The sequence below is a fragment of the Bordetella genomosp. 6 genome, assembly GCF_002119705.1.
Classification (GTDB): Bacteria; Pseudomonadota; Gammaproteobacteria; order Burkholderiales; family Burkholderiaceae_B; genus Bordetella; species Bordetella bronchiseptica_F.
Window position 1 is genome coordinate 1,656,762 of sequence record NZ_CP021107.1, and the last position, 18,143, is coordinate 1,674,904.

At 69.2% G+C, this 18,143-nt stretch carries 25 protein-coding genes; 11 read left to right on the forward strand and 14 right to left on the reverse strand.

The genetic code is table 11. The annotated features are described in order from the left end of the window. Positions 1–17: 17 nt before the first annotated feature. Entirely contained in the window at positions 18–908 is an 891-nt protein-coding gene (locus CAL11_RS07825; RefSeq protein ID WP_033461934.1) for a LysR family transcriptional regulator, read from the reverse strand. Positions 909–1,017: 109 nt separating this feature from the next. Here CAL11_RS07825 and CAL11_RS07830 point away from each other — a divergent pair, with 109 nt between their 5' ends. Next, the gene (locus tag CAL11_RS07830; protein WP_086092597.1) at positions 1,018–2,304 is read left to right on the forward strand and encodes an MFS transporter; all 1,287 of its coding nucleotides are present in this window, start codon (positions 1,018–1,020) and stop codon (positions 2,302–2,304) included. Between the two features lie 84 nt (positions 2,305–2,388). Here CAL11_RS07830 and CAL11_RS07835 read toward each other — a convergent pair whose 3' ends face one another. Then, positions 2,389–2,601 carry a YdcH family protein gene (locus CAL11_RS07835; RefSeq protein ID WP_033461929.1) on the reverse strand — a complete coding sequence of 71 codons (213 nt, stop codon included), beginning with the start codon at positions 2,599–2,601 and terminating at the stop codon, positions 2,389–2,391. Positions 2,602–2,775: 174 nt separating this feature from the next. On the opposite strand from CAL11_RS07835, the gene CAL11_RS07840 reads away from it, so the two are divergent. Further along, positions 2,776–3,186: a VOC family protein gene (locus CAL11_RS07840; RefSeq protein ID WP_033461990.1), complete on the forward strand. Its 411-nt coding sequence runs from the start codon at positions 2,776–2,778 to the stop codon at positions 3,184–3,186. Between the two features lie 10 nt (positions 3,187–3,196). Here CAL11_RS07840 and CAL11_RS24335 read toward each other — a convergent pair whose 3' ends face one another. The 9 genes from CAL11_RS24335 to CAL11_RS07880 form a co-directional block, all read right to left on the reverse strand. Further along, the gene (locus CAL11_RS24335) at positions 3,197–3,340 is read right to left on the reverse strand and encodes a hypothetical protein (RefSeq protein ID WP_157668845.1); all 144 of its coding nucleotides are present in this window, start codon (positions 3,338–3,340) and stop codon (positions 3,197–3,199) included. Between the two features lie 86 nt (positions 3,341–3,426). Next, positions 3,427–4,290 (reverse strand): DMT family transporter, encoded by an 864-nt coding sequence (locus CAL11_RS07845; RefSeq protein ID WP_068925725.1) that lies wholly within the window; start codon positions 4,288–4,290, stop codon positions 3,427–3,429. A 345-nt stretch (positions 4,291–4,635) separates the two neighbouring features. Beyond that, on the reverse strand, positions 4,636–5,571 hold the full coding sequence (locus CAL11_RS07850) for a LysR family transcriptional regulator (protein ID WP_244172922.1): 936 nt from the start codon (positions 5,569–5,571) through the stop codon (positions 4,636–4,638). Between the two features lie 112 nt (positions 5,572–5,683). After that, a complete protein-coding gene (locus CAL11_RS07855; RefSeq protein WP_086092598.1) occupies positions 5,684–6,421 on the reverse strand; it encodes an amino acid ABC transporter ATP-binding protein in 738 nt (245 codons plus the stop codon). Between the two features lie 19 nt (positions 6,422–6,440). After that, the gene (locus CAL11_RS07860) at positions 6,441–7,130 is read right to left on the reverse strand and encodes an amino acid ABC transporter permease (protein WP_033461987.1); all 690 of its coding nucleotides are present in this window, start codon (positions 7,128–7,130) and stop codon (positions 6,441–6,443) included. Beyond that, positions 7,123–7,812: an amino acid ABC transporter permease gene (locus CAL11_RS07865; RefSeq protein ID WP_033461923.1), complete on the reverse strand. Its 690-nt coding sequence runs from the start codon at positions 7,810–7,812 to the stop codon at positions 7,123–7,125. The genes CAL11_RS07860 and CAL11_RS07865 overlap by 8 nt, the downstream gene beginning before the upstream one ends. A gap of 103 nt (positions 7,813–7,915) precedes the next feature. Continuing rightward, positions 7,916–8,734 carry an ABC transporter substrate-binding protein gene (locus tag CAL11_RS07870; RefSeq protein ID WP_080699691.1) on the reverse strand — a complete coding sequence of 273 codons (819 nt, stop codon included), beginning with the start codon at positions 8,732–8,734 and terminating at the stop codon, positions 7,916–7,918. A 65-nt stretch (positions 8,735–8,799) separates the two neighbouring features. Then, complete coding sequence (locus CAL11_RS07875) at positions 8,800–10,002, reverse strand: aminotransferase class I/II-fold pyridoxal phosphate-dependent enzyme (protein WP_004568591.1); 1,203 nt, start codon at positions 10,000–10,002, stop codon at positions 8,800–8,802. After that, positions 9,999–10,679: an RraA family protein gene (locus CAL11_RS07880; protein ID WP_086092599.1), complete on the reverse strand. Its 681-nt coding sequence runs from the start codon at positions 10,677–10,679 to the stop codon at positions 9,999–10,001. The genes CAL11_RS07875 and CAL11_RS07880 overlap by 4 nt, the downstream gene beginning before the upstream one ends. A 286-nt stretch (positions 10,680–10,965) precedes the next feature. On the opposite strand from CAL11_RS07880, the gene CAL11_RS07885 reads away from it, so the two are divergent. The 3 genes from CAL11_RS07885 (at position 10,966) to CAL11_RS07895 (ending at position 12,435) form a co-directional block, all read left to right on the forward strand. After that, positions 10,966–11,160 carry a hypothetical protein gene (locus CAL11_RS07885; RefSeq protein ID WP_033461918.1) on the forward strand — a complete coding sequence of 65 codons (195 nt, stop codon included), beginning with the start codon at positions 10,966–10,968 and terminating at the stop codon, positions 11,158–11,160. 160 nt (positions 11,161–11,320) lie between these two features. After that, entirely contained in the window at positions 11,321–12,205 is an 885-nt protein-coding gene (locus CAL11_RS07890) for a hypothetical protein (RefSeq protein WP_086092600.1), read from the forward strand. A gap of 11 nt (positions 12,206–12,216) precedes the next feature. Next, the gene (locus tag CAL11_RS07895) at positions 12,217–12,435 is read left to right on the forward strand and encodes an oxidoreductase-like domain-containing protein (RefSeq protein ID WP_050458063.1); all 219 of its coding nucleotides are present in this window, start codon (positions 12,217–12,219) and stop codon (positions 12,433–12,435) included. A gap of 7 nt (positions 12,436–12,442) precedes the next feature. Here CAL11_RS07895 and CAL11_RS07900 read toward each other — a convergent pair whose 3' ends face one another. After that, positions 12,443–12,871, reverse strand: coding sequence for a copper resistance protein NlpE (locus tag CAL11_RS07900; RefSeq protein WP_086092601.1), 429 nt, complete (start codon positions 12,869–12,871; stop codon positions 12,443–12,445). A 231-nt stretch (positions 12,872–13,102) separates the two neighbouring features. Here CAL11_RS07900 and CAL11_RS07905 point away from each other — a divergent pair, with 231 nt between their 5' ends. The 6 genes from CAL11_RS07905 to CAL11_RS07930 all read left to right on the forward strand — a co-directional run bounded on the left by CAL11_RS07905 (position 13,103) and on the right by CAL11_RS07930 (position 16,172). Continuing rightward, entirely contained in the window at positions 13,103–13,549 is a 447-nt protein-coding gene (locus CAL11_RS07905; protein ID WP_033461911.1) for a carboxymuconolactone decarboxylase family protein, read from the forward strand. Then, positions 13,542–14,447, forward strand: coding sequence for a sigma-70 family RNA polymerase sigma factor (locus tag CAL11_RS07910; RefSeq protein WP_086092602.1), 906 nt, complete (start codon positions 13,542–13,544; stop codon positions 14,445–14,447). Before CAL11_RS07905 ends, CAL11_RS07910 begins: the two co-directional genes overlap by 8 nt. A gap of 150 nt (positions 14,448–14,597) precedes the next feature. After that, positions 14,598–14,924, forward strand: a complete 327-nt coding sequence (locus CAL11_RS07915; RefSeq protein WP_086092603.1) for a hypothetical protein — start codon at positions 14,598–14,600, stop codon at positions 14,922–14,924. 24 nt (positions 14,925–14,948) lie between these two features. Then, complete coding sequence (locus tag CAL11_RS07920; protein ID WP_003810443.1) at positions 14,949–15,167, forward strand: DUF3820 family protein; 219 nt, start codon at positions 14,949–14,951, stop codon at positions 15,165–15,167. A gap of 49 nt (positions 15,168–15,216) precedes the next feature. Further along, positions 15,217–15,834 (forward strand): NUDIX domain-containing protein, encoded by a 618-nt coding sequence (locus CAL11_RS07925; RefSeq protein WP_080699689.1) that lies wholly within the window; start codon positions 15,217–15,219, stop codon positions 15,832–15,834. Continuing rightward, positions 15,831–16,172 carry a 2Fe-2S iron-sulfur cluster-binding protein gene (locus CAL11_RS07930; RefSeq protein WP_086092604.1) on the forward strand — a complete coding sequence of 114 codons (342 nt, stop codon included), beginning with the start codon at positions 15,831–15,833 and terminating at the stop codon, positions 16,170–16,172. Before CAL11_RS07925 ends, CAL11_RS07930 begins: the two co-directional genes overlap by 4 nt. Before the next feature lie 31 nt (positions 16,173–16,203). On the opposite strand, the gene CAL11_RS07935 is transcribed toward CAL11_RS07930, so the two are convergent. Together CAL11_RS07935 and btr are read right to left on the reverse strand one after the other, a co-directional pair. Then, positions 16,204–17,358, reverse strand: a complete 1,155-nt coding sequence (locus CAL11_RS07935; RefSeq protein ID WP_033461902.1) for a hypothetical protein — start codon at positions 17,356–17,358, stop codon at positions 16,204–16,206. Beyond that, on the reverse strand, positions 17,355–18,083 hold the full coding sequence (btr, locus tag CAL11_RS07940) for an oxygen-responsive transcriptional regulator Btr (RefSeq protein WP_033461900.1): 729 nt from the start codon (positions 18,081–18,083) through the stop codon (positions 17,355–17,357). The genes CAL11_RS07935 and btr overlap by 4 nt, the downstream gene beginning before the upstream one ends. Positions 18,084–18,143 lie beyond the last annotated feature (60 nt).

The window sequence follows — 18,143 nt, forward strand, 5'->3', positions numbered from 1 at the left end:
TGTGGGCGGGTCCTGGCCTAGGGGTGGGCGCGGCCGCGCAGCAGTTCGACCGCATGACGCACCGCGGCGCTGCGGGGCTCGCGCCGGTACGCCATGTCCAGCAGCGCGCGCGGCGCATCGCCGCGGATGGGTCGGTAGACGATGCCCGCCGCGCCCATGTGGCGCATGGCCGCGGGCACGACGGCGATTCCCACGCCGGCGGCCACCAGGCTGATGATGGAGGCCATCTGGGGGGCCTCCTGGATGACGCGCGGCGTGAAGCCGGCGCGCTGGCATGCCTGCATGATGGCGTCATACAGGCCGGCGCCGATGGGGCGCGGGTACAGCACGAAGTCCTGTCCGGCCAGAGCGGCAACGGGCACGGCGCGTTTGCGGCACAGCGGATGGTCCGGCGGCAGCGCCACCAGCATCGGCTCGTCCAGCACCCGTTCGCTGGCGAACTCCTGGTCCAGGGCGTAGGGCGGGCGCACGAAGGCGACGTCCACCTCGCCGCTGCGCAGGCCCGCCAGCAGCGCCCGCGTATTGCTTTCGCTCAGCGCGATGCGTACGCCGGGGTAGCGGTCGCGATAGGCGCGGATGGCGCTGGGCAGGTAGGGATGGAAGACCGCCGAGGCGGTGAAGCCCACCGCGATATCGCCCTGTTCGCCGTGACCCAGCCGGCGCGCGGTCTCCACGGCCTGCTCGGCGGCGGCGAGCACCGCGCGGGCATCCTGCAGGAACCGGGCGCCGGCCTCGGTCAGGGTCACGCCGCGCGGCTGGCGCAGCAGCAGCGCCGTGCCGATCTCCCGTTCCAGTTGCTGGATCTGCAGGCTCAGCGGCGGCTGGCCGATGCCCAGCCGGGCGGCCGCGCGGGTGAAGTGCAGGTCTTCGGCCACGGCGACGAAGTAGCGCAAGTGACGCAGTTCCATTTTTTTAAAATATCGTTGGTGCCGGTTTCATATATTGGACAAATGACGGCCGGAAGTCTACTGTGGCCGGGCGGGCATGTGCTCCGCTTGCCGTCTTGCCGAGAACCCCATGCCGCCCCCGTCTGCCGTCGCCGCCACCCCGCCCACCACGCATTCCGGGGCGGATCCGGGGCAGCCTTATCTGCGGCGCGGCACGGCCGAGCTGCATCGCGCCCAATGGGCGCTGTTCGCCGCCGGTTTCGCCACTTTCTCCCTGCTGTACTGTGTGCAGCCGCTGATGCCGCTGTTCTCCCAGGCGTTTGCCGTCTCGCCGGTCCAGAGCAGCCTGTCGCTGTCGCTGTCCACCATCTTTCTGGCGCTGGCCATCTTCCTGGTGGGCTTGTGGGCGCAGGCGCTGCCGCGCAAGGCCGTCATGGCGGTCTCGTTGTTCGCCGCCGCCACGCTGGGCACGGTGGCGGCCTTCGCGCCCGACTGGCACACGCTGCTGGTGCTGCGCGCCCTGCAAGGCGCCGCCATGGGCGGGGTGCCGGCCGTTGCCATGGCCTACCTGGCCGAAGAGGTCGAGCCGGATACCCTGGGTTTCGTGATGGGGCTGTACATCAGCGGCAGCGCGTTCGGCGGACTGACCGGGCGCGTCATCACGGGCTTCGTGTCGGACTACCTGGGCTGGCGCGCGGCGCTGGGCGCGCTCGGCGCCCTGGGACTGCTGGCGGCCGTGCTGTTCGTCTGGCTGCTGCCGGCTTCGCGCCGCTTCGTGCCGCGCCGCGGCAACGGCTGGCGCGATGCGCGGGCGGGCCTGGCCACGCATCTGCGCCATGGCCGCCTGGTGGCGCTGTTCGTGCTGGCCGGCCTGCAGGCCGGCGCGTTCGTGACGGTCTACAACTATGTGGGCTACCGGCTGCTGTTGCCGCCGTTTTCGCTCAGCCAGACCTTCATCGGCGCCATTTTCGTGGTCTACCTGGTCGGCATCGTGGCTTCGACGCTGTTCGGCCGGCTGGCCGACCGGCATGGCCGGGGCGCCATGCTGTGCACGGCCACCAGCATCGCGATGGCGGGGCTGTTGCTGACGCTGTCCGATGCGCTGGCGGTGCTGGTGGCCGGCATCATCGTGTTCACCTTCGGCTTCTTCGCCGCCCATGCCGTGGCCAGCGGCTGGGTGGGGCAGATGGCGCGCGGCTACAAGGCGCAGGCGGCCTCGCTCTACCTGCTGGCCTATTACTTCAGCGCCAGTGTGCTGGGTTCGGTGGGCGGAGGCAGCTGGTCGCATGGCGGCTGGGCCGGCGTGGTGGCCCTGGCCGGCGCGCTGCTGGCCGGGGCGGTGGGGCTGAGCGCGTGGTTGTTCCGGGGCAGTCCGGTCCGTGGCGGCGCGGCCGCGGCGCGCCCGCCCGCTGCCTGAGCCGGGCCGCGGACACGAACTGGCCCATGCGCGCACGCTGTCGAGGCGGCGCGCCGGACTGGCGGCGGGGAGGAGAAGGGGGCGCTATGCGCCGTTCTTCAGGATCGCGTAGATCTGATCCTTGAGATGCAGCTTTTCCTTCTTCAGCTTCTCGATGTCCAGCGATGTGCCGGTGGCGCGGCCGGCCTCGATATTCTGGATATGCTGGTCGAGGTTGTTGTGCTTGTCGTACAACCTGGAGAAATGCGGATCGTCGTTCTTGAGTCGGGATATCAAGTCGCGATACTCAGGGAACATGGGGACCTCCTTGATAAAAACACCGCGTCCGCCAGGGGGGCGGCGCGGCTGTTCAAGATTGCCGGGTTCCTGATATGAACCCAGTATAGCGGTTGCCGCGCTGTCCATGCGCCGTGTCGATTGCCTATCATGGCGCAATGGGCGCGCATCGCGCCGTGGACCTGCGGAGGCGGTATGTTCAGGATCAAGGGGTTGGACCACATTGTGCTGCGTGTGCGCGATGTAGCGCGCATGCGCGCGTTCTACGTGGACATACTGGGCTGTACCGGCGAACGCGAGCAGCCCGCACTGGGCCTGACCCAGCTGCGCGCCGGCAGCGCCCTGATCGACCTGGTGGCGCTCGATGGCAAGCTGGGGCGCGCCGGCGGCGCCGGGCCGGGCGCGCAGGGCCGCAACGTCGATCATTTCTGCCTGGCCGTCGAACCGTTCGATACCGAAGCGATCGTCGCCTATCTGCGCGGACATGGCGTGGAAGTGGGTGAAACAGGCATGCGTTATGGCGCCGGCGGCGAAGGGCCGTCGGTCTACCTGAACGATCCCGAAGGCAACACCGTCGAATTGAAGGGGCCGCCAACGGCTGCTTGAACCAGCGGAGCTAGTAGCCGCCGCCACCACCACCACCGCCACCGCCGGTATCGTCCGGCATGGAAGAGGCGGGGCGGCCGGCTCCGGGTTCGCTGGCGCAGCCGCCGGTCAGGGCGGCGATCGCCAGCATGGCGAGTATGAGCAAGCGCTTCATGGCGCGTCTCCTGCCGCGGCCCGCGCGGCGCTATCCGCATACCATAGCGCCGCGCCGGCGCCTTGCCAAGGCGCGTGCCCGGCCGCTCAAGGCGCGCGCCGGCGCCCGAACACCAGCGCCAGCCCGGCGATGATGGCCGCCATGCCGGCCAGGCTGGCCGGCGCGGGCCGGTTGCCCAGCAGCAGGTAATCCAGCAGCGCGGTGCCGGGGGGAACCAGGTAGAACAGGCTGGTCACGTCGACCAGATTACCGCCCTGGATCAGGCGGTACAGCAGCAGCGTGGCCGCCACCGATATGACCAGCGCCAGCCACAGCCAGGCCGCCACGAAACCAGGACTCCACTGCACCTGCCAGGGCTGTCCGGGCGCAAGCGCCAGGCACAGCGCCAGGCTTGCCGCATACTGCAGCGGCAAGACCTCGCCCGGCGCCTGGCGCGACCCCTTCTGCAGCAGGGCGCCCGCCGTCATGCAGCCCAGCGCGGCCAGGGCGTAGGCCATGCCGGCCTGGTCCAGCCGCGTCACATCGATGTTGCGCCACACCACCAGCACCAGGCCCGCCAGGGCCAGCGACAGCCCGGCCAGCCGGCGGGCCGGCAGGTCGCGTTCCAGCCACAGCAGCGTCAGCAGCGGCTGCACGCCCAGCACCGTGGCCAGCACCCCCGGCGTCACGCCGTGCTGCAGCGCCAGCAGATAGCAGATCGAATAGCCGCCCAGCAGCAGCGCGCCGGTGGCGGCGGTGCGCAGGCGCGTGCCGGGCGCGGGCAGGCAGCGCCCCGCGCGCAGGCCCAGGGCCGCCAGGACGGCCAGCGCCAGGGCGAAGCGCAGCACCAGGAAGGCAAAGGGCGAGGCATAGTCCAGCCCCCATTTGGCGAAGATCGCGCCGCTGCTCCACAGCAGCACGAAAAGCGCCGTCGAGCCGCGCGCGGCCCAGACGGTCTGATTGAATGGCATGTCGAATCACCTGTGTCGAAGAATGCTCGGGTTGCCGGCGCGCGCGGGCGCGAGCGCCATGGCCGCGCAAGGCGGCCGCGGCGCGGCGGCGACGGAGAAAGGCCGGGAGGGCTGCGGATCAGCCCCGGGCGTGCCGGGGCGGCGGCGGAGCGCCGCGCAGCAGGCCGGCTGGCGGTGAGACGACAGGCGGCGGGGCCTGCAGGCCCGCCAGGGTCGTGCGCGTGCGCGGCAGGCCGCCGGCAAATGCGGCGGCGGGCGGGCAGGACGGACCGAAGCGGATCATGGAGGCACCCGGAGGTAGCGGGATGTAGGAGGCCTATACGCTACACAGGGACGCTGGCGGCGTCAACCGGACGGCTGGCCGCTTGGCGGCAGCGGCAGGAACGCGCCTTCGACCTCGAAGTCGCAGGTCTCGCGCGCGATGTCGATGACCGTGCTGACAACCGGATTGATCAGGCTTTTCTTGTAGACGGCGTAATAGTGGATGGTGGGCAGGTCCGGTTGGACGCGCAGCCGGCACAGCGCGCCGCGCGCCACCAGCGGATCGAAATAGGCCGAAGGCAGGTGGCTGATGCCCAGCCCCAGCATGGTCAGCTGCGCCATCATGGCCAGGCTGTTGCAGGTCAGCACGCGCTTGACCGACAGGCCTTGCTGCGCGAACCACGCATCGTACAGGTGCGACAGCGCCGAGCTCTGCGGCTGGCTGATGACGGGAAAGGGCGCCAGGTCGTGCGGCGTCAGCACGCGTGCGGCATCGAGCGCCAGCGAGGGGCTGGCCATCCAGGCGTTGGTCACCGAGCCGAGCTGCACGCAGTCGTACTCGTAGCTCCAGAAGGGGCCGGGCATGATGGCCAGGTCCAGTTCGTCGCGTTCGAGCTGCTGGTACATCGTGATGCCGGCCTCGATCTCGGGTACCAGCTGGATCTTCGGATAACGCTGGTTAAGCCGTTCGATGACCCCGGCCAGCGACGTGAGCGCCACCAGTTCCGTCACGCCCAGGCGCACGCTTCCTTCGAAGCGCGATGGGTCGGCCATGTCCAGCACCATGCGGCTGTTGAGCTCCAGCATCTCGCGCGCGCCCTCGAACAGCTTGCGGCCTTGCTGGGTCAGGACCAGCGATTTGGCGCGCCGCTCGAACAGCGGCGTGCCCGCGAACCCTTCCAGCTCTCCGACCCGCTTGGCCACGGCCGACTGGGTGGTGTGCAGTTTGCGCGAGGACGCACTGAAGCTGCCCAGCACGGCGCTCCAGTAGAACGCCTCGAGTTGCTTCAGGGTGTACATGGCAGAGTAGGCGGGCTGTCGATCGGAAGGTCCAACCATACCATCGCCCCACGGCCGCGCGGCCATGCGCCGGTTCATGGCGCCGCGGCGCCATGAAAGGTGTCGCTGCCCATCAGGCGGGGTGGTGTCCGATGATGTCGGCCAGGAAGCGCTGCGCCCGCGGATGCTGCGGCGCGCTGAAAAAACGCTGCGGCGTGGCGATCTCGAGGATCTCGCCGGCGTCCATGAAGATCACCCGGTCGCTGACCTCGCGCGCGAATCCCATTTCGTGCGTGACGCAGACCATGGTCATGCCGTCGCGCGCCAGCGACTTCATCACCTGCAGCACTTCGCCGACCATCTCCGGATCCAGCGCGCTGGTCGGTTCGTCGAACAGCATGATCGGCGGCTTGAGGGCCAGCGCCCGGGCGATGGCCACGCGCTGCTGCTGGCCGCCGGACAGCGCGCCGGGATAGGCCTGCGCCTTGTGCGCCATGCCCACCCGCTCCAGCAGCTGGTGCGCCAGTGCCTCGGCGTCGCGGCGCGGCGTCTTCAGGATATGCAGCGGCGCGTACGTCACGTTGTCCAGCACGCTCATGTGCGGAAACAGGTTGAACTGCTGGAACACGAAGCCGATGCCGCGGCGCAGCGTGTTGATGTTCACGCCCTTGGCGTGGATGTCCCGGCCGTCGATGCGGATGACGCCCTTGCCGATGGGTTCGAGCCGGTTGATGGTGCGGATGAGCGTGGACTTGCCCGAGCCCGACGGGCCGCACACGACCAGCACTTCGCCGCGTCCGACCTCCAGGCTGACATCCTTGAGCACATGGTGCTCGCCGTACCACTTGTTGACGCCTTCTAGCTTGATCATGTTGTGATTCCTCCCGCCGTCACGCCATGCTGCGGCTGCGGCGCACCCAGTTGTCCAGCCAGGCCACGCTGCGGCTCAGGCTGAAACACACCAGGAAGTAAATAATGGCCAGGATGCCGAACACCTGCAGCGGCTGGGTCAGCACCAGGTTGTTGACCTGGTTGGCCGCGAAGGTCAGCTCGTTGACGCTGATCACATAGCCCAGCGAGGTCTCCTTGATGGTGGAGACGAACTGGCTGGTCATGCTGGGCAGCACGTTGAACAGCGCCTGCGGCAATACCACTTTGCGCATGGTCGTCCAGTAGCCCACGCCCAGCGAGCGCGACGCTTCGATCTGGCCCTTGGGAATGGCCTCGATGCCGGAGCGGATGACCTCGGACAGATAGGCGCTTTCGTAGATCACCAGCGCGGTGACCAGGGTCCAGAAGCCGCTGATGCTTCCGCCGGTCAGCTTGGGCACGGCGAAGTAGGCCCAGAAGATCAGCATCAGCAACGGCATGCCGCGCACGGTATTGACCAGCAGGCGGCTGGCCACCCGCAGGCCGCGAAACGGGCTGACCCGGGCGATGGCGATCAGCAGGGCCAGCGGCATCGACAGCAGCAGGCCCAGCAGCGCCAGTATCAGCGTGAGCGCCAGGCCGCCCAGCGGGCCGTTGGGGTATTGGCCCACCAGCAGCATGGGCCAGTAGTCATGCAGGATATCAAGCACGGCGGCCTCCGCTTCCAATGCTGTAGCGGGCGTACACGCGCGAGCCGATGAACATCAGCAGGAACGAACCGAGCAGGTACATGAGAGTGGCGGCGCCGAAGGTGGCGAAGGTGCGGTAGGTCTCGTTCTCGATCTCGCGCGCCTGGTAGGTCAGCTCGACCACGCCGATCGCCATGGCCACGCTGGTGTTCTTGAACAGCAGCAGGGCCCGGCCGACCAGCGGCGGGATCGAAATGCGCAGCGCCTGCGGCACGATGACGTGGCGCATGCATTGCAGGTACGACGAGCCCAGGGCGCGGGCGGCTTCGAACTGGGTGCCGGGGATCGCGCGCAGGCCGCTGCGTATGTCTTCGGCGATATAGGCGGCCGAGCCCAGGCCCAGCGCGATGGCGGCCAGCGAGAGCTCCGCGTTGTGCTGGTAGAGCCAGCCGCGCACGCCTTCGGGCAGCAGCTCGGGCATGCCGAAGTACCAGAACAGCACCTGCACCAGCAGCGGCACGTTGCGGTGGTATTCGACATAGGCGTCCACGAACCAGCGGCACGGCGCCAGGTTGGTGGTGCGTATCACGACCAGCAGCACGGCCAGTGTGAAGGCCAGCACCCAGGCCACCAGGAACAGCTGCACCGTGGTCATCATGCCATCGGCGAGCTGGGACAGATAATGGGCGTCTAGGAAAAACACGCGTAGAACTCCGGAAATGACTGCGCGGCGGCGCCGGGGAGGGGGCGCACGCCGCGGCAGGGTGGCGCGCCAAGGCCCGGGCGGCGGCCGGCGCGCCGGGGCGTCATCCCGCGATGGGCCCGATCTTGAACGAGCGCTCCAGCTTGTACGGGGTCTGCGCGCCGAACCACTTCTCGAACAGGCGCTGCGCCTCGCCGGAGGCTTCGGCCTGGTCCAGGATCTCGTTCACCTTGGCGATGAAGCGGGTTTCGGACTTGCGCATGCCCAGGCCCCAGGGTTCGTCGAACACCGCCTTGTCGATGATCGAGACGGGCGCGGTGGGCGGGCTTTGCAGCATCAGACGCACCAGCACCAGTTCCGAGGCGAATTGCGCGTCGACCTTCTTCTGCTGCAGGGCCAGGTAGGAGGCCGAGCTGTCGGTGAAACCGATCACCTGCGACTTGTCCAGGATGCGCTTGATCTCGCGCTCCGAGCTGGAACCCTTGGTGGCGGCCACGCGGCGGCCGTTGACCGACTCGATGGTCTGCAGGTTCGAGTCCTTGCGCACCAGCAGCTTCTGCGGGCTGACGTAATAGGTGTGGCTGAAGGCGATCTGCTCGGCCCGCTCGGGCGAGTAGCCCAGGTTGGCGGCCAGGATGTCCACGCGGCTTTCGTTGAGTTCGGGCACGCGCGCGGCCACCGACAGCAGCTTGTAGTTGACCTTCACGCCCAGCTTGTCGGCCACCAGCTTGCACATGTCCACGTCGTAGCCCACCACGGTGCGGGTGGCGGCGTCCTGGTAGCTGAACGGCTGGGAGGTGCCCAGCGTGCCGCACAGCAATTCGCCGCGCGCCTTGATATCGTCGAGCTGGTCGGCGTGGGCCGGGCCGGCCAGGCCGAGCAGGCTTATCGTCAGCACGGCAAGAACATTGCGTTTCATCATCGATCCCCTTGTTGGTTGTCGAAAAAGCCGCGGCGGGCGCGGGCCCGCCGCCGATCGGGTTGCGCTCAGGCCAGGCGTTCGCACGCCGCGCGGATGGCCGCGCAGCCTTGCTGGATATCCTCCAGCGCCGCTGCGAAAGAAAGCCGGAAGGTGCCGGGCACGCCATACGGCGTGCCGTCGATCACCGCCACGCCGGCTTCGCGCAGCAGGTAGTGCACGAAGTCGGTGTCCGTCTCCAGGACGCGGCCGTCGGGCGTGGTCTTGCCCAGCACGCCGGCGCAGTCCGGGAACACGTAGAAGGCCCCCTCGGGCATCACCACGGACAGGCCGGGCGCGCCCTGCAGGGCCGCCACCGCGGCGTCGCGCCGGGCCTTGAAGGTGCGGGCGAACTCGGCCACGCAATCCTGGGGGCCGGCCAACGCTTCGCGCGCCGCCGCCTGGCTGATCGAGCAGGCGCCGGAGGTGCTCTGCGATTGCAGGATGGCCATGGCCTTGATCAACGCCTCCGGACCCGCACCATAACCGATGCGCCAGCCCGTCATCGCATAGGCCTTGGACACGCCGTTGACCACCAGCGTGCGCTCGGCCAGTTCGGGCGCCACCTGCAGCGGATGCACCGTCGGCGTCGCGGTGAAGTTCAGCCGTGCGTAGATGTCGTCGGTCATGAGCCAGACGTGCGGGTGGCGGCGCAGCACCTCGGCCAGGCCGCGCCATTCGTCGGCGGTGTAGATGGCGCCGGTGGGGTTGCTGGGCGCGTTCATCATCAGCCACTTGGTGCGTGGCGTGATGGCCGCCTCCAGCGCCTGCGGCGTCAGCTTGTACTGGGTGGCCGGCGTCGCGGTCACCGCCACGGGCACGCCGCCGTTGACCAGCACCATGTCGGGGTACGACACCCAGTAGGGGGCCGGAATGATGACCTCGTCGCCCTCGTTCAGCGTGGCGGCCAGGCCGTTGTAGAGCACCTGCTTGGCGCCGGTGCCCACGATGATGCGGCCTTCGGGGTAGTCGACGCCGGTTTCTTCCCGCAGCCGGGCGCGCACCGCCTTGCGCAGCGCCATCGTCCCCTGGGCCGGCGGATACTTGGTTTCGCCGCGCTGCATGGCCGCGATGGCGGCCTCGCAGATATGCGCGGGGGTGGAGAAGTCCGGTTCGCCCACCGTCAGGTCGATGACGCGGCGGCCTTCCTCGCGCAGCTGGGCCACGATGGCGCGCGTGGCCACACTGGGCGACAGTTTGATGCGCTTGATCTTGTCGGCGACGATGCTCACTGCGCGCCCCCCGTCTTCTCGGCGATGAGGCGGTCCACCCAGGGCTTGGCGTAGGTGCCGGCGCGCAGCTTTTCCTTGGCCAGCAGCTCCGCGTCCTCTTTCTTGCGGGCCGCCGCCAGGACTTCCCCGGCCTGGGCCAGCGGTACGGCAACCACCCCGTCGGCGTCGCCCACGATGACATCGCCGGCCGCCACGACCTGGCCGCCTATGCTCACCGGCACGTTGATCTCGCCGGGGCCGTCCTTGTAGGGTCCCTTGTGCGACACGGCGCGGGCAAAGCAGCCGAACCCGCCTTGCTGGAACACATCCAGGTCACGCACCGCCCCGTCGACGACGAAGGCAACCACGCCGCGCGAGCGCGCGTCCATCATCATCAGTTCGCCCACCAGGGCGTTGGCCGTCTCGCCGGCGCCATCGACGACGATCACGTCGCCCGGCCCGGCCAGCGAAATGGCCTTGTGGATCATCAGGTTGTCGCCCGGGCGGGTCTTGACCGTGATGGCGCGGCCGACGATGCGGGCAGCGCCGGCATGCAGCGGGCGCAGGCCCTGCGCGCCGTACAGGCGGCCCATGCAATCGCTGATCTGGGCCGTGCCGATCTGGGCGAAGCCAGCCAGCACCTCATCGGCCGCGGGCGGCTCGGGCGGGGGAAGAATACGGAAACCGATAGAACTCATGGGAATGGAACCAGATACGTCACGGAACAGGCTTGCATTACAAGACGCCGATGCACATTCCTCAAAACGATATAAATTCCACGCCATGCACGAATTTAATTCGTGGATGTGTGGGATAAGGGTAAACCCTTATTCGTGACGCCGCGGCGAGCCCCGCCAGGTGGCTTGACGCCGCCGCCCGGGCTGGTAGTATGGGCGCGACCGCCTGTCGAGGCGGTCTTCTTTTGGTCGGCGCGTACTGTTCCCGAAAGGGCTGGAGCAGGCGCGCCGCTTGCTATCGACGGTCATGAACGCCACAGCTCCTGCCAGCCGCACCACGCTTCCCGCCGGGCCCGCCCGCTGGTGGGCGCAGCGTTGCGCGCCGCGGGCGGCGCATGGCCTGGGCGCCATCGACGCGCTCGACCTCGCACGCCGGGCCATGCTGCTGGCCTCGTACGAAGTGGCCGCGCGCTCGGCTTATGCGCGCGCCAAACCCGGCTGAGCAGACAAGCACGCCATTTTCCCGCCACACCGCCCGCGGCGGCGCATTGCGCCACGCGGCGGCCCGGCCCGCCCGCCCGCGCGCATCCCTGCCGGATGCGCGGGCCGGACCGGCCTCGAGCCTGCGTGGCGCGCCTTGTCTCGTCCTGTCCGATAGCGTTATGCAACTTACCAAGAACTTCGTCAAAGCCAAGAACCCCTGCACGGCCGGATACCGGTGGTTCCTGCGCGACCACAACGGCCATGGCGAGTACCAGCCCGTGCTCGACGCGCTGGTGGCGGCCGGCCGCATCGACGACGCCATGTGGCTGATCGACCAGTTCGGCCCCACCGACCAGGTGCTGAACCTGGATACGCTGGACGCGCCGGCGCTGGTGTTCGCCGGCACCGTGACGGTGCGGCGCGGGATCACCGTCGACGGGGTGCTGCGCGCGGGCCGCAATATCGTCTGCGGCGCCGGCATTCGCGCCGGCACGCTGGTGCAGGCCGGCGAAGGCATCGACGCGCGCGGCAGCATCGTCTGCGACGGCGACGTCCAGGCCGGCGGCGATATCCAGACCACGTGGGGTGTCCAGGTGGGCAAGCGCCTGACGGCGGGCGGACAGCTGCGCGCAGGCTGGGACATCCGCACCGGAGGCGACCTGAGCGTGGCCGGGCCCATCCGGGCGGGCGACGCGGTGGTCAGCGGCGGCATCCTGAAGTGCGAGCAAGGCATTCGCGCGGGGCAGGACGTACAGGCCGAATACGACATCAACGTGGTCAGCGGCATCCAGGCCGGCGGCTCCATCCTGGCCGGCGGCCATGTGGAAACGGGGTGGGGCATGATCGCCGGCCACGACATCGTGGCCGACGGGGCGATCCGTTCGGGCGAAGGCCTGGAGGCGGGCGGGCGCATCGAGGCTGGCGAAGGGCATGGCGTATACGCCGGGCTGCGCGTGCGCGTCGACGCCTGGCCCGATTCGGCGCGGGTCGCCGCCGCGCGTTGTCTCGGGCCGCTGCTCAGCGGCCACTGGATCGGCGCAACCGCCCTGGACGCACAGGCATAGCGCCACGGCGCATGGCGTATCCTAGGGATATGCAAAGACTTCCCGACCAGGCTGTGGCCGACGACCCCAAGCCGGAGCCGCCGGAGCCGCCCGAGCCCTCCGATTGCTGCCAAAGCGGTTGCATTCCGTGTGTCTACGACCTCTACGACGAGGCGCGCGAGCGCTACCAGGCTGCGCTGCGCGCCTGGCGCGCGCGCCATCCCGAGGCGGCGGGCGGCGGCGACGCCTGACCCATATTCACTGGCTGCGCTTGAGCACGTAGTGCTCGGCCAGGGGGCCGCTGGGCAGGCTGCCGTCCTGCGACATCATGGTCAGCTGGTTTTCGCCGACCTGGTAGCGGTAGTGATCGCCCGCGCTGTCCAGTTCGATGGCGTTGTCGCCCGTCAGCCAGCCGAAATTGCCTTGCACCGTGTCCGGGCGTGGCTGGCGTTCCAGGTACTGGGTCTGCAGCTGGTAGGTGTTGTCGGCGCGCAGGGTCAGCACCGTGCGGATGCCGGGGCAGTCGGCGCACGGCAGCACGCCCTGGTACGTGCCTTGCCAGTCCAGCGAATTGCGCGAGGTGTGCGTATCGGGCGGCGGCGCGCCTTCGGGCGTGTCCGATGGGGCGTTCGCATTGCAGGCCGACAGCAGGGCGGTAAGCGCGAGGACGGGTAGCAGGGTTTTCAAGACGTTCTCCTTGTGCGGGCCAGGCCCAACCATAAGACTTCATCGAGGCGGGCGGGGTAACCGGATATTGGATGCCAGCCCCCTGGCGCGCGCAATAGGACGGCGCCGCCGCGACCGAGATGAAACGTCTTGTTTCATCTTTGGCGCTCCGGCGTGTCACACGGGCGGGGGCTGGCTCGTCTTGTCCGCATGGCTGCCCGCCCCGGGCGGCCGTCGATTCGAGGAACCGCAATGAAGCCCCGCATGAACCCCTATACCGTCGCGCCCCGGACCATGCAGGCCCTGATGGCCCTGCAGTCGTACGTCAACGATTGCGGACTGGAGCACAGCCTGCTCGAACTGGTGAAGATGCGCGCCTCGCAGCTCAATGGCTGCGCATTCTGCCTGAACATGCACTATACCGAGGCGCGCAAGCAGGGCGAGAGCGAGCTGCGCCTGCAACTGCTCAACGCCTGGCGCGAATCGCCGCTGTATACGCCGCGCGAGCGCGCCGCGCTGGCCTGGACCGAAGCGCTCACCCTGCTGGCGCAAACACGGGCGCCCGACGCGGACTATGCCGAACTGGCGGCCCACTTCGACGAGCTGGAACGGGTTAACCTGACGATGGCCATCAATACCATCAACGCGTGGAACCGCATCGCCGTGGGGTTCCGCAGCCTGCATCCCGTCAATGAGTAAAACCGCCGCCCTTACGACCGATACGCCGCGCGCGGACGATTTCGAGCCGCACCGGCGCCACCTGTACGGGCTGGCATACCGGATGCTGGGCTCCTGGTCCGAGGCCGAGGACGTCGTGCAGGAAACCTGGCTGCGCTGGCGCGAGGTCGATCCGGCCACGCTGGACGATGCGCGGGCGTTTCTCTCGCGCATCGCGACCCGCCTGTGCCTGGATGTGCTCAAGTCGGCGCGCGTGCGCCGCCAGGTCTATGTCGGTCCCTGGCTGCCCGAGCCCCTGCCCGACGCGCAGGCCTATGCCGGCGCGGCCCCGGGCGAGATCGCGCACGATGTGTCGGTGGCGCTGATGCTGGCGCTGGAGCGGCTGTCCGCATCCGAGCGGGCCGCCTTCCTGCTGCACGATGTGTTCGATGTGCCGTTTTCCGAAATCGCGGGCACGCTGGGGCGCACCGAGGCAGGCTGCCGCCAGTTGGCCGCGCGCGCCCGCAACCGCGTGCGCGAGTCGCGGCCGCGCTTTGCCGTGGAGGAAAGCGAAGGCGTCCGGCTGGCGCGCGCCTTCATCGACGCCGCGCGGCATGGCGACGTGGACGTCCTGCGGCAGTTGCTGGCCGACGACGCGGTGCTGCACAGCGACGGCGGCGGCAAGAAGCTGGCGTTCATGCGCCCCATCCTGGGCCGCGCCAGCATCCTGCGCGCCTTCGCCGGCCTGGCGCGCAAGGGCCAGAGCGATCTGTCGTCGGTGCGCATCGTGCAGCTCAACGGCATGCCGGCCATTTATGGCATCGAGCGCGACGGGTTGCCGCGCACGATTTCGCTGGGCATATGCGGCGGGCGCATCGTCCGCGTCTACATCATGCGCAACCCCGACAAGCTGGCGCACCTGGCCCGGTTGGTCGGTTGAGCAGGCCGGGGCGGCGCCGGCCGGCGTGCGGTCTTGTTGCCCTTGTTGCCGATTGGCACGCGCGGGCGCGGCCGCGCCGGGCTACCATAGGCGCAGCCGTCGGGCGCCCGCCATCGGCAGCCCGGCGCACCGTATCGCCACGAGGTAACCATGAAGACACCCCATCGCATTCTTGCCGCCGGCCTGCTGGCGGCCTTGTGCGCCGCCGCCCCGGCGGCGCAGGCGCAGGCCGTGCAGCAGCAGTACCAGTACCCCAGCGCGCCGTCCAGGGATGGCAGCCAGTCGCCGCCTTCGACATTGCGCATCACCGAGACGCCCGGCAGCACGGCCGCTCCCATTCGCGACACTCCCGAGAGCGTGCGCGAGTACCAGCGTTGCCGCGAAGTCTCGGACCGCGCCGCCGTGTCCAACGAGCAGATGCGCGCCGGCGTGGCGCAATGCCTGAAAGAGCTGGAAGCGCGCCGCCAGGCGGGCTGAGGCGGAGTACATCAGGCGGCGCCCATGAATCCACAATTGCTGGCGCTGCTGGTCGAGCGCGAAATGCCCTATGGCAAGTACAAGGGCCGCCTGATGGCCGACCTGCCGGGCCATTATCTGGCCTGGTTCGCGCGCAACGGCTTTCCGGCCGGCGAGATCGGCCGCCTGTTGGCCTTGATGCACGAACTGGATCACAACGGCCTGCGCGACTTGCTCAAGCCCTTGCGCGGCGGGCGCGCCTGATCCTGGGCGCCGCGCCGGCGATGGTAAGCTGGCCCTTTTCCGCGTGGCCGTGTTGGCCGCGCGCATGCCAGCCCATGCCATGAGCGCCGATCCGTCCGATTCCTCCCATCTCGTCGAAACCCTGATCAGCAGCGAAACGCTGTGCGATGGCGGGTTCCTCAAGGCGCGCCGCGACACCGTGCGCCTGCCCAGCGGCCGCGCCGCCACGCGCGAATACATCGTGCATCCCGGCGCCGTGGTGGTGGTGCCGCTGCTCGATGACGGACGGGTGCTGCTCGAGCGGCAGTTCCGCTACCCCATCGGCCAGGTCATGACCGAGTTCCCGGCCGGCAAGCTGGACCCGGGCGAAGACCCGCTGGCTTGCGCCAGGCGCGAGCTGCTCGAGGAAACCGGCTATACGGCCGGCCAGTGGGCCAGCGCCGGCGCGCTGCACCTGGCTATCGCGTATTCGACCGAAATCATCCACATTTTCTTCGCGCGCCAGTTGCGGGCCGGCGCGCGACAGCTGGACGAAGACGAATTCCTCGATGTGCACAGCGCGACCGTCCCCGAGCTGCTGCAAGCCTGCCGCGAAGGGCGCGTCACCGATGCCAAGACCCTGACCTGCGTGCTGTGGCTGCAGAATGTGCTGGCCGGCGAGTGGCCGCTGGACTGGCAGTCCGCATGAGCCCGGAAGACCACGAGGTAGAGATCCGGCCGCAGGGCTGGCGGTTCGGCGCGCGGCCCGGCGAGTCCTTGCTGCGGGCTGCCGCGCGCGCCGGCATCCGGTTGCCCAGCTCCTGTCGCAACGGTACCTGCCGCACCTGTCTTTGCCGCCTGGTGTCGGGCGAGGTCGCCTACCTGGTCGAGTGGCCGGGCGTCAGCGCCGACGAGAAGGCGCAGGGCTGGATCCTGCCTTGCGTGGCGCAGGCGCTCGCGCCCGCGGCCATCGAGGCGCCGCGGGCGACGCCCCTGCCGCCCAAACCGCCGCCCTCGTTGCCCCTGACAGGCGCCAGGCGGGCCTGATGGCCGGGGCAGGCCGGGCAGGGGCCGCGGCTCAGCGCCGGGCGGGCAGGCAGGCCGGGCCGTCGGGCAGCGGCGCGCTGCGGCCGCCCAGCAGGGCGCGCGCGCCGCAGCTGGAACCGAACATCTGCGCGGCGTCATGGCCGGCGTCCACGACCTCCTGGGCGTCATGGTGCCATGCCACCGACTTGGGCAGGCGCGGCGCCAGCACGCCGGCTTCGTAGCGCCAGTACCCCAGCCCCCGCGTTAGCCGCGTGGCGCCTTGCGCCTCGGCGCCGCAGCCCTTGTCCAGCAGCTGATGCTCGGGGTTGTTGTCGGCCGATCCCAGCAGATAGGTGACGTGCCGCTCGGCATAGCGCGCCGGCAGCCTGGCCGGGTCCAGGCCGCGCGCATAGGCGGGCAGGTGGTCCAGGCCGTACTTGTATTGGTTGTAGGTGGGGCAGATGCCGCGTTCGTAGGGGGCGTACCCCTTGCCGTCGGCGCGTGGGCGCTCCGGCGACAGGTACAGGTACGAGGACGGATTGGCGACCACGTAGTGCAGCGTCAGGCCTTCGCGGCGCAGGGTCTCGTCCAGGCTGTTGAGCACCGCGTAGCGCTGCACCAGCTGCGCGCCGCCCGAATGGCCGGCCAGGACGATGTCGCGCAGGGCCGGCAGGCGGGACGAATCGCTCAGCTCGCGCAACAGGTCGTCGAGCACCTGCAGCGAACTGACCGGCGCCGGGCGTCCCCTGGCCTGCATGCTGAGCTCGCCGTCTTCCCAGGTGGCGCGGCGCCAGGCCGGCATGGCGGCAAAGCCCGCGTCGATGGCGCTGGCGAACTTGGGGGCGATGACCAGCGTATCCTCGGCGCGCTCGGGATTGGCCTCGAACAGCGCCGTGACCGTGCCATGGATGGAAGCCGCGTTGCGCTTGACCCCGTGCAGGACGATCACCAGGCGCCGGATGCCGCGCAGGTCATCGCGTTCCAGGTTCTTGCTGCTGTAGAGGGGAAAGGCATAACGGTGCCCGGGCGGGCCGATCTGCAGCGGTTTCCACTGCGGCGGCGCGGCGCGCGGCGCCACGACGGGATCGCCGTAGGGGTCGGCCTCGGCGTCCTGCGCCCATGCGCCTGCGCACACGAGCCCGGCGGCCAGCAGAGCGCCTATGCGGAAAAGGCCGGATACCATGGGCGCCCGCGGCCTGCCGGTCAACAGCTCTCTTGGCCGATCAACTGCTTCAGGCCGGGCAGATCGATCAGGCGGACTTCGCGTTGGTTGATGCGGATCAAGCCCTCGCGGCCGAAGCGCGAGAATAATCGGCTTACGGTCTCCAGCGTCAGGCCGAGGTAGTTGCCGATTTCCTCGCGGCTCATGCGCAGCACGAACTCGGTCGATGAATAGCCAAGCGCCGCGTAGCGCTGCGACAGATTCAGCAGGAACGCGGCCAGCCGCTGTTCCGAGCGCATCGCGCCCACTGTCGCCAGCATCTGGTGCGAGCGGCTGATCTCGCGGCTCATGAGGCGGCGGAACTGCTGCTGCAGCGATGGCAGCTGGGTCGAGACGCGGTCGATTTCCGGCAGGCGTATGACGCAGACTTCGGAGTCTTCAAGGGCGACGGCGCTCGAGACGTGCTTGCCCTCGAGCATGCCGTCCAGGCCGACGATTTCGCCGGGCAGGTGAAAGCCGGTGATCTGCTGCTGGCCGCTGGAATCCTCGAGCTGCGTCTTGAGCGAGCCGAAGCGCACGCCATAGACGGCGTCCAGGGGATCGTCGAGCTCGTAGAGCGATTTGCCGCGCTCCACGCGCACGCGCTCCTTGACGAGCTCGTCGAGTTTCTCGACTTCGTTGGCGGGCATGCCCACGGGGACGCAGACGTGCCCCAGCATGCAGCTGGAACAGTGTGCCGCATCTGGTGAAAGGGGAACCCGTCTTTGCATGTGATACCTCTGGCAATGCGTGAGAGCCGGTGCGCCGCGAGCGCCCGGCACGCTAGGAAT